This window comes from Niallia sp. MER 6 (assembly GCF_023714395.1).
Classification (GTDB): domain Bacteria; phylum Bacillota; class Bacilli; order Bacillales; family Cytobacillaceae; genus Niallia.
The window spans coordinates 53,407-63,504 of sequence record NZ_JAMAUK010000025.1 but is presented as its reverse complement, the minus strand read 5'-3'; the positions used below and the strand labels follow the sequence as shown (position 1 = coordinate 63,504).

Below are 10,098 nucleotides of genomic sequence, written 5' to 3'. Positions count from 1 at the left end.
CATTTATTACTATAATCACATACGAATTAAGGCAAAATTAAAAGGCATGAGTCCGGTTCAATACCGAACTCATGCCCCAGAAGCTGCCTAACGAGATAACCATGTCTAACTTTATGGGGTCACTTCAATTGTCCAATCCAAAGGCAGTTCTTTTTTAACTGAAAGGCAGACTCAGCTGCAGGCTGATTTTATTGGAACTTCCTTCTCATCGTCTTCCCATATATCGTCATATTTGTATCCTGTTAATGCTTCCACGACTTCTCGTGTTTCTGGATCAACCTCTTTCTTTGAACCGTTATTTTTTAATCTTTCGATTTCATCAACAAGAATCTTATGCGTCTTCTTGTTCAATTTAAAAGTGAACACAACCACTAATGCTGCGATTAAAAGCAAGGCTGAACCAAAAACTAATGTGTAAACAATCGTGTGCACTGCTTGAGGAGATTGTGTTGATTGGCCTGCAGTAAAACCGCCAAATTGCAATACAATTCCGACAAAAAATGTAGCAAGGGCAACCGTGCTTTTACGAGTAAATGTCATCACAGCAGCAAATACCCCTTCACGACGCTGTCTTGTGACAATTTCATCTATATCAGGTATGAACGGAAAGACATTCCAAGGCGTAAAGTCTAATATCGCTCTACCAACTTGGTACAATGCTGAAATAATAAACACATACATAATCATGGATTCAGGTTTCATTAAATACACAGCATAAAACGCAGCTAAACAAACAATCATCGTAAGATATGACACTTTATATAAGCTGTTTGGACCGAACTTAATCATCAGATATCCAGCTAAAATAGTAATAGGAACTCCAATAATACTCAGTGACAGCATGTCCCCTGCCAGAGAAGAGGAAATACTTAATGCAAAAACACAGAAATACACAAATACTGCATTAAAAACATCCTTCGCCGTATAGGAGAATAAATAAATCATTAAATGCTTGCGGAAGCTTTTAATTTTTAAAGTAGAGAAATAAACCTTAATAGTTTCACCAAATGCTGCTAATAATTCCTTGGCACCTTTTCTATTAGTAGTTTCTCTGCTAGCAATCCATTCTTCTTCCTCTTCTGGAGTTAGCGTTTTTTCCCATGTTACTTTATAAGATATAAAAATACAGATTGCAAAAATAATAGCGAAAAATACTGCATTAATGAAATAGGCATACCCATTATCTTCTCCGAAAAAGGAAATTAGTCGTCCCGGAATAAAAGTGGCCAGAAATACACCTAACCCTGATAAAAACATTCTTGCAGTAGATAATTTTGTACGGTCATTAAAGTCTTTTGTCATCTCTGATGGCAGTGTTTCCCACGGAATCAGTACTAAAGCCATCACAATTTCAAACAATAAATAGCTTAATAAATAATACCAGTAATTCATCCCCGTTATCCAAAGCAAAATATATGTAAACATTAATGGAGAGCCAATTAAAAGAAAGAAGCGTCGTCTTCCAAATTTTCTGCCTATTTTATATTTATAAAGGTTATCGGTAATGCTTCCAATTGCTAAAGAAACAATCGCATCAACAATGCGGGCAATAGCAATAATCGAGGCCCCTTCAACAGGAGTTAAACCGACAAATGTTGTATAGTAGTATAACAGCCACGCAGATATAATGGTAAAAGCCCCGCCTCCCATAATATCCGTTAATCCGTAGCCGATACTTCGTGGAATCGTAATTTTCTTCGTTGTGTTTTTCATATAAGCTCCTTCCCCCTGCTAGAAAAAATGTATGTGTAGAAGATTGACCGGTCTTGTATGCGTACGCTTTTTTATTTGTAGTTACTTATTCCCAGGTAACTTGCTAACTAAACAAAAGTTTAATAAAGCAGCATTATAAGGTTGTAACTCTATTTGAAGACAATTCTTATATAGGAATAGAATTATAAAGAAGAAACATACTAACTAAAAATATGTAAGGGTGAGTTATGTGCTTTATAAAAATATTTCTAAAGGCTTAATGGTAAGTACCATCTTATCTTCCTGTTTCAGTATCGCTATTATTATTTTTTCGGTGTATCATCATTTTACTGTTTTGTCTCACTTGCAACGAAATAATAAAATGCAGTAAAAACCGGCTTTTTATGGTATGTAAATTGTCTATAAAAGCTACGGAAAAGGTGCGCTTATAAAAAGCAAACCTTTTCCTGCAAGAGAAGGATCGTGCGAGGGTTAATGTGAGAGGAGTATAAGAAGAACACATTAAAGAGGAGAGTCCCAAAATCAGTTTGGAGAAATGTTGTAATCTATTTAAACAGCAGGTTAATTAATTTAAGCTCCTACTGAAACAAACTTAGCTTCTTTAACTGGAATACGGTATAGAATACCGGAAGCCAAAATTAACGCAATTGCTTCTTTAGCGTCTTTAATGATTCCTTGGAAGATTCCTGTAATAGCAGGGGTTGCATGGTTGTCTGTATAAACAGTTACAGTAGTTCCGACTGCAACTCCAGCAAAACGTCCTAGCTTTACAATTGGAAGGTAAACAGCGTGAAGTTTCATTGCTTCTTCTTCAGGCAGTTCTTTCATCAATGCCATTGTATCATCTCCTTTTACATGATTTACAGGAGGTGCACACAACTCATCCTCAAGTTGCTGGACAACTGCATGATCTTTTTCAAACTGACAGTTATCCTTTGGCTTGTCCATTATTTCACACTTGTCCGCTTTTGGAGGATGAGGACGAGTATGCTTTTTGTTTTTATGATTCTTATGCTTTTCAAACAACATTACTTCCAAAGTAAATTTCATGGTACTCTCTCCTTTCACTAATGAATTCTTTTATACAATACAGTATATTATTGCTTGTCCTTAACAGAGATAACATTTCCCCATGACAACATCCATTTTTTTGAAAATAGTAAAAATACATAAAAAAAACAGCCACTTTTCGAGTACTCGAAATGGAAGCTGCTCATTCATAATATCCCCTTCAGACTAATGCCAATAATAAAGAAAATACCAGCCAGAATATAGATCCATCCCATTGCTTTATTTTTTAAGTTGATATTATCAATCCCAAACGCTATCATTGCTGTATTAAAAATTAGAAATGCAATATTATAGTGAAAAAACACCATAATCAAAGATATGGCTGAAAGAATTAGTCCCATTTTCCCTATCAAATTTGCCTCTTTCTTAAATATAAGTTAATTACTCTTAAACAAGAAAAACCTCCACGTAGGACAGGTGGAAGTTCCTCTAACTTTTCTATAACTCACTATATTCATACGAGAGTTATCCTTGTAATAATAACATGGAATTAATTGTATTTTTTTAAAGAATCCTAATATTAATTTACCTTATAGCAAAATAACCTATTACAGTGCCTATTCTTTTTTAAATTGGAACGATACCGTTCTTTCTTCACTAGTACGCATATCCTTTATTTTATAATATTCCCTAATAAAAATATCCTCCAATGTCCTTCTAATATCCCTTCTTAATCGTTCCTTTTCTGGTAAGTAATCTTGTGTGCCTTTTACATTTTGGTAAATCATTTTTTTCATTTTTATAAGCCCCATTTTTTAATAAATAAAAAAACCGCATCAGATCTAAGTTTTCAACTTAATCAATGCGGTTTAATAGTAAATAGCCTTCCTTTTCTGATTAAAAAATCAAAATAGCAAGGCTAATTTTTATGATGTTTTGGAGACAGACAGGAATAATTGCTATAATCTTGCATTGTTCTCACCTGTTATTCCAATTAAGGTAACATAATATAAGATGGCTAACAACAGATTTAACTAAATTTTTCCTTAAAGCTGTTTTCTCTCTGCTCCATTCAGCGTGTAACTAACAGCGATTTCTGCATTTAGTGAGTTAGCTACAGAGCAGTATTTATCCTTTGACAGTTTAATCGCACGTACAACTTTATCTTCAGGCAATTCTCCTTGAAGTGAATAATGGATATGTATACCTGTAAAGCGCTGAGGATATTCCTCTGCCCGCAAGCCTTCTACTTCCATTTCGAATGAAACAATATTCAAGCGCATTTTTGTCAAAATAGAAACAATATCAATGCCTGTACAGCCTGCGGTAGCCTGCAGCAGTAATTCAGTCGGTCTTGCGCCTGTATTATTGCCGCCGGATTTTTCTGCTGCATCCATGATAATCTCATGCCCAGAAGGTGTTTTACCTGTAAACGCCATCTGTCCATTCCATGTAGTTGTTACTTTCATGCATTCACATCCCTTACTATTATTTTGACTTTCTTATAAGTATTCCCTAAAGGTTATGTTCATACCGTGATGATGTGATTTTCTTATAACAAGTAAGCAATCATTATTGCTTACTTGTTATAAAGCTTTGATAGTTTTTATTTCCGCCAGACAGATTATATAGATCCGTAAATCCTATATTGCGAAGAATATTTTGCGCTGCATTTCCAGTGACTCCACTGTTACAATATGTTACAGTAGGCAAGCTTGGATCTAAGTCCTTGCACTTTTCTCGTAAACTGCCAAGTGGAATATTAATTGCCTTGTCTACCCTCGATACATTGAATTGCTTTTCTGCTCTTGTATCGATGATTTGGATAGTCTCTCCTGCTGAAACTCTTTCTGTTAACTGAAGAGGTGTCATCAATTTATTCTTCTTTTCGATCGCATTTTGCAACGCCATTCCTGTGTACATAACAGGGTCCTTCGTTGTACTGAATGGAGGAGCATATGCAAGGTCTAGATGAAACAAGTCCTCTGCTTTTGCTTTAAAAGTCATCGCCGTAACAAAAACATCAAGTCTTTTATCTACGCCTTCTTCTCCGATAATCTGCACACCTAGAACTCTGCCAGTTTCTCTGTCTGCAATGGCTTTAATCACTAATTCCTTGCCGCCAAGATACTCTGCTCTTGCTGGTTTAATATTATGAAGCACTTCAATTGTATAGCCTTCTTCGAGCGCTTCTCGTTCATTCATTCCAGTCTGACCAACAGCAAGGTCAAACACTCTCAATATGCCAGTGCCTAATATGCCACGATGTTCTAAGTTTCCTCCTGTGATAACATCTCCGGCTATTCTCCCCATCTTGTTGGCAGTGCTCCCTAATGGACGATATAATGGTTTCCCTGTAAGAACAGAATAACTTTCTGCCACATCGCCAACGGCATATACATCCGGTAAGTTTGTCTGCATTTTTGGATTAACCGCGATTGCCCCTGAAGACCCAAGCTTCACACCTATGTTTTCAGCCAATAGAGTGTTTGGACGCACACCTGTTGCGAGTAAGACTAAGTCTGTTTGTATTTTTGTACCAGACCTTGTTATTACTTCCTGCTTGTTTATTGCTGTTACTTCCTCATTTAATAAAAGGCTAACTTCTTTATTTTTAAGATAGTCTTCGACTCTTGCAGCCATATCCTTATCCAAGTGGCTAATGATGTGATTGCCTCGTTGTACAATTGTTACATCTAAGCCTTTCAGTTTAAGCTGTTCTGCCATTTCTAATCCAATGTATCCTCCGCCAATAATTGTAGCTTTTTTCGGCTGGTTTGCTTGCATATATTGATGTATAGCAGCCGTATTTTGGATTGTCCTCACTTGAAAGACATGCTCCTCGTTTACACCTTGAATAGGCGGTGTTATTGGGGAAGCACCGGTTGCGAATACTAATATATCGTAGTCATCTGTTTTTACTTCACTTGAATCAAGATTCTTAATCTCCACTTGTTTTTGTTCAGCATTGACTGAGATAACTTCATGACGAGTAAAGATATCCACGTTGTATCTCTTTTTAAACCAAGCAGCATTTCTTGGCGTTAATGTTTCTATCTCCTCTATCTCTCCTCCAAGAAAATAAGGAATTCCGCACGCTGAATAAGAGATATCATAGTCTGCATTATAAAGGGTGATGACAGCATCTTCATCATTTCTTCTTGCCTTTGCCGCAACAGAAGTACCTGCTGCTACAGAGCCTATTATGATTATTTTCATGATATACCCTCCTGTTTTAAACTTTCTTTATGAAATGATAGTTAGCCATAAGTATAGGCCGATAAGTGTAACCAGCAAGGTTGGCACAGTTAAAATAATACCTGTTTTAAAATATGCTCCCCAAGAAATCTTCACATTTTTTTGGGATAGTACATGCAGCCATAATAAAGTAGCTAATGAACCGATTGGTGTTATTTTTGGTCCTAAATCAGAGCCAATAACATTTGCATATATAAGTCCTTCTTTAATTTCTCCCGCTGCATTTGTATCCGCAATTGCCAACGCATCAATAAGCACAGTAGGCATATTATTCATAATAGATGAGAGAATGGCTGCAATAAAGCCCATACTGATTGTTGCGACAAATAAACCTTGGTCTGCAGCTGCCTGAATAACACTTGAAAGCAAGTCTGTCAAACCCACATTTCTCAGCCCGTAAATGACTACATACATACCGATTGAGAAGAATACAATCGCCCACGGCGCTCCTTTGACCACTTGTTTAATCGAAACAGCCGGGCTTCGTCTCGCGAATAATAGGAAGATTGCTGCGATTGCAATTGCAATGAACGAAACCGGGATAGAAAGATATTCACTTCCAAAATAGCCTATCAGCAATACTGCCAGTATACCCCAAGACAGACGAAACATTTCTTTGTCTTTCAAAGCCTCTTTCGGAGCTTTAAGCTGGCTCCTATCATATGTTTTTGGAATGCATTTGCGAAAATATAAATATAGAACGATAATGCTTGCAAGTAAGGAGAAGATATTTGGAATAATCATCCTTGAGGCATACTCTGCAAACCCAATGTGAAAGAAGTCAGCCGAAACAATGTTCACTAAATTGCTTACGACTAACGGCAAGGAAGTAGTATCTGCAATAAATCCACTTGCCATAATAAAGGGAAAAACCATGTTCTCTTCCAGCTTTAACGCCCTCACCATCGCTAACACGATCGGCGTTAAAATAAGGGCGGCTCCATCATTGGCAAACAATGCGGCAACAATTGCACCAAGTATGGAAACATAAATAAACATCTTCAGGCCGTTTCCTCCCGCAAACCGGGCCATATGTAAGGCTGCCCATTCAAAAAAACCAATTTCATCTAGAATGAGCGAAATAATGATAATGGCAATAAATGCAAGAGTTGCATTCCACACAATCCCAGTCACATCGACAACATCATGGAAGTCGACTACGCCTGCAAGCAAGGCTAAGACAGCCCCTCCACATGCAGACCAGCCAATTGACAGATTTTTAGGCTGCCATATAACAAATGTAAGTGTTACTAAAAAGATAATAATAGCTAAAAATATTTGCAGCAAAATGTTAACCTCCACTATATACAAGTAATTCTAAGTCCACTTTCTTCCAGCCAGTCCAATTTAGCCTGCTGACTTGGAACATGCTCTAATAAGTCGCTTATTAACGGATAGCAGTTACTAGCCCTATTAATAGAATAAACGACCCATTGTCCCTGTCTTTGCTCTTTTACTAGCCCAATATCCTTAAGCTTTCTTAAATGCTGACTAATTGCTGATTGGGACATATTAAAAATATCAACAAATTCACAAACACAGCAATCCTGACTTGACAGCATGCTTATCATGGACAATCTTGTTTTATCCCCTAACAGTTTTAAGACAAGTGCCGTTTCCTCTATAGCTGCCTTATTAAAAGAAGTACCCTTATTTGTCATTTTCAAGCCATCTCCATTCTATCTGCACAATAAGATATAAGCATATGCTTATATCCTAAATTACATTATCATATGTGTCAATGACATTTAGTTTTACCTATTGTCAGGCTTCATAATTAAAACATTACATTAATTTATAGAACTATTAATGCCGAAATAAAAAACTGCCAGCAACTATTATCTTTTGACTGGCAGTTTATGAATGTTTTTTCAGAAAACCTTCTGATGCCCTGCGGGATACTCATCCCTTCCCTAAACTAAGACTAGGCGGCACAAACCCTTCTCCAAATACTTCAGTTGCATCACTCATAATAATAAAAGCACTATGGTCAATGCTTTGAACCAATGTTCTTAATTGATTTACCTTTGCTGTATCAAGAACAATCATCAAAATGATTCTTTCTGTATTCGTATATCCTCCTGCACCTGTCAGTTTTGTCATGCCTCTGTCAAGTTTATGTAAGACAGCATCGCTTATATTTTGTTCATAATCTTTAGCTGTTATGATATAAGCAATCTTCGGTCGCTTGTGTTTCCCTTGAACAACATCCATTGTTTTGCGTGTTACAAACGCCCCTACAAGAGCGTATAATGCATTCTCTGCTGAAAACACTAAACCGCCTGCAACCATGACAAGAGCATCTAAACATACAATAGTTGTACTATGCTTAACTGATTTATACTTATACAATAACTGGGCAATCAACGTAAACCCGCCTGTATTACCGCCTGCCCGAAACACTATTCCAAGCCCTATTCCTACTCCCAATCCTCCGAATATTGCAGCCAAGAGCGGATCGTTAGTTAACACCGGCATGCCGCTTGTAAGCAATACGAATAACGGTATTAACAGTGATCCAATAACGGATTTCAAGAAAGAATTCTTTCCTAAAAAATAAGAGCACACAAGCAACAAGAGCATGGTCGCTACCCATAACAGCATCGTTGACGGCATATGCAAGATAGAGCTTAGTACTAGAGCTGCACCTGTTAGCCCTCCTGATGCAATATGATTTGGCCCTTGCAATAACGTAAATGATAAAGAAATGATAAAAGTCCCTATTATTAATAAAAGGTAATATTTTATTTGCTTCATATTATTTCCTCCCTTTCATACAAAAGCATTATAAACACAATTTCACTTTAGCGCAATAAAGTGAATTAACGCTTTCATGTATTTACACAGCTTTGCTTTCCTGCTTTTATTTATCAAAGCAAAAAAGGAGATGTGCAGTTCACGCACACCTCGTGTATTAAAGGAGTTTAGGTTTGTCATACATAGAGATATGTGATGAATTATCCTGATACTATCCTATTCATCTTGTCCATTCTTGTACAGGCACTTGCCCTTTCGCTAAAAAAATTTATTAAAATAACTTTTACTGGATAACATAAGGTATAAAAGTTAGGGAGGTAGCGACATGACTTCGAGGGACGTTCCTATCACTTCATCAGAATTGGCAAATTTGTGGATGACTTATCAAGAAAAGACAATGATCCTCAGAATGCTCGAGCATTTTTTAGAACATGCAGATAGTGAAGCAAAACAGCTATTACAAAACCATTATGAGAGTGCTGGTAAAGCTATTGATATCATTACAGAAATTTTCAAGCAGGAAGGTGCAGCTATCCCTGTCGGATTTACAGCAAATGATATAAATAAAGGAGTTCCTAAGCTGTTTGATTTCCTCTATGATATTATGTATTTACATATGATGACGAAAGTGGAAATGAGTTTATTCTCCCTGTTCTGCGGCATCTCCTATCGCAGCGACATTAATGACCTTTTCATCAGTTGGACAGCTGAGTCACAAGCCCTCAATAATGAGGTGACCCAATTCCTCCTTGAAAAAGGCGTGCTTGTTCGTCCAGCTTTTGTTTCGATGCCAAAAGAGGTGCATTTTGTACAGGAAAATCATTATCGAAAGTTCGGATTGTTTGGAGAAAAGAGATCGTTAAATACAATTGAGGTTTCCCTTATTCATCATGCTATTGAAACCAATTTGGTTGGAATGCAACTAATGATTGGCTTCGCACAAGTTGCGGAGAATAAAGATGTGCAACAATACCTTGTTAAGGGCATGAAACTATCGAAAAAAATCGAAGTCGATTTAGGCGAATTTTTGCGGCACAGCTATATTGAACCACCTGCAACACATGCTGGTAAAGCAACTTCTTCCCAAATCGCACCCTTTTCTGACAAATTAATGATGTATAATACCAGTTTATTGACTTCCTTTGGGCTTGGCACAAACGCAATCGGCGGTGCCTTCAGTTTGCGGAATGATCTGCCAGCGAAAATGTCATTACTGGCAAAAGAAATTTTTACATTTGCTCAAGAAGGTGGAAAAATTTTGATAAAAAACGGCTGGATGGAGGAGGCTCCTCAAATGGAGGACCGAAATCAGCTGACTCAATAAAGTTGAATATGCCCCTAATAACGCTTGATGTTATT

General features: G+C 37.1%; 11 protein-coding genes. 2 read left to right on the top strand and 9 right to left on the bottom strand.

Annotated elements, in window-relative coordinates; all coding sequences use genetic code 11:
- Nucleotides 1-91 (top strand): IS3 family transposase (locus tag M3600_RS22100; protein ID WP_251647637.1); only part of this gene is annotated, 91 nt, incomplete at its 5' end.
- Nucleotides 92-171: 80 nt separating this feature from the next.
- Here M3600_RS22100 and M3600_RS22095 read toward each other — a convergent pair.
- The 9 genes from M3600_RS22095 to M3600_RS22055 all read right to left on the bottom strand — a co-directional run bounded on the left by M3600_RS22095 (nt 172) and on the right by M3600_RS22055 (nt 8,739).
- Nucleotides 172-1,713: an MFS transporter gene (locus M3600_RS22095; RefSeq protein ID WP_233315376.1), complete on the bottom strand. Its 1,542-nt coding sequence runs from the start codon at nt 1,711-1,713 to the stop codon at nt 172-174.
- Nucleotides 1,714-2,283: 570 nt separating this feature from the next.
- Nucleotides 2,284-2,763 carry a hypothetical protein gene (locus M3600_RS22090; protein ID WP_251647630.1) on the bottom strand — a complete coding sequence of 160 codons (480 nt, stop codon included), beginning with the start codon at nt 2,761-2,763 and terminating at the stop codon, nt 2,284-2,286.
- 167 nt (nt 2,764-2,930) lie between these two features.
- A complete protein-coding gene (locus tag M3600_RS22085; protein ID WP_251647628.1) occupies nt 2,931-3,137 on the bottom strand; it encodes a DUF3953 domain-containing protein in 207 nt (68 codons plus the stop codon).
- A gap of 204 nt (nt 3,138-3,341) precedes the next feature.
- A complete protein-coding gene (locus M3600_RS22080; RefSeq protein ID WP_251647639.1) occupies nt 3,342-3,521 on the bottom strand; it encodes a hypothetical protein in 180 nt (59 codons plus the stop codon).
- Between the two features lie 249 nt (nt 3,522-3,770).
- Nucleotides 3,771-4,193, bottom strand: a complete 423-nt coding sequence (locus tag M3600_RS22075; protein ID WP_251647626.1) for an OsmC family protein — start codon at nt 4,191-4,193, stop codon at nt 3,771-3,773.
- Nucleotides 4,194-4,296: 103 nt separating this feature from the next.
- A complete protein-coding gene (locus M3600_RS22070) occupies nt 4,297-5,943 on the bottom strand; it encodes an FAD-dependent oxidoreductase (protein ID WP_251647625.1) in 1,647 nt (548 codons plus the stop codon).
- Between the two features lie 27 nt (nt 5,944-5,970).
- A complete protein-coding gene (locus tag M3600_RS22065) occupies nt 5,971-7,269 on the bottom strand; it encodes an arsenic transporter (RefSeq protein ID WP_285854836.1) in 1,299 nt (432 codons plus the stop codon).
- A gap of 14 nt (nt 7,270-7,283) precedes the next feature.
- Nucleotides 7,284-7,643, bottom strand: a complete 360-nt coding sequence (locus tag M3600_RS22060) for an ArsR/SmtB family transcription factor (RefSeq protein ID WP_251647624.1) — start codon at nt 7,641-7,643, stop codon at nt 7,284-7,286.
- A 241-nt stretch (nt 7,644-7,884) separates the two neighbouring features.
- Nucleotides 7,885-8,739: a YitT family protein gene (locus M3600_RS22055; protein WP_251647623.1), complete on the bottom strand. Its 855-nt coding sequence runs from the start codon at nt 8,737-8,739 to the stop codon at nt 7,885-7,887.
- A gap of 325 nt (nt 8,740-9,064) precedes the next feature.
- Between M3600_RS22055 and M3600_RS22050 the strand changes: the two genes are divergently transcribed.
- Entirely contained in the window at nt 9,065-10,063 is a 999-nt protein-coding gene (locus M3600_RS22050) for a DUF3231 family protein (protein ID WP_251647622.1), read from the top strand.
- Nucleotides 10,064-10,098 lie beyond the last annotated feature (35 nt).

What these genes read in the sequence shown, in the direction of transcription:
- M3600_RS22050 (WP_251647622.1), top strand. Translation starts at nt 9,065, where the DNA reads ATGACTTCGAGGGACGTTCCTATCACTTCATCAGAATTGGCAAATTTG.
- M3600_RS22060 (WP_251647624.1), bottom strand. Translation starts at nt 7,643, where the DNA reads ATGACAAATAAGGGTACTTCTTTTAATAAGGCAGCTATAGAGGAAACG.
- M3600_RS22080 (WP_251647639.1), bottom strand. Translation starts at nt 3,521, where the DNA reads ATGAAAAAAATGATTTACCAAAATGTAAAAGGCACACAAGATTACTTA.
- M3600_RS22075 (WP_251647626.1), bottom strand. Translation starts at nt 4,193, where the DNA reads ATGAAAGTAACAACTACATGGAATGGACAGATGGCGTTTACAGGTAAA.
- M3600_RS22070 (WP_251647625.1), bottom strand. Translation starts at nt 5,943, where the DNA reads ATGAAAATAATCATAATAGGCTCTGTAGCAGCAGGTACTTCTGTTGCG.
- M3600_RS22055 (WP_251647623.1), bottom strand. Translation starts at nt 8,739, where the DNA reads ATGAAGCAAATAAAATATTACCTTTTATTAATAATAGGGACTTTTATC.
- M3600_RS22095 (WP_233315376.1), bottom strand. Translation starts at nt 1,713, where the DNA reads ATGAAAAACACAACGAAGAAAATTACGATTCCACGAAGTATCGGCTAC.
- M3600_RS22090 (WP_251647630.1), bottom strand. Translation starts at nt 2,763, where the DNA reads ATGAAATTTACTTTGGAAGTAATGTTGTTTGAAAAGCATAAGAATCAT.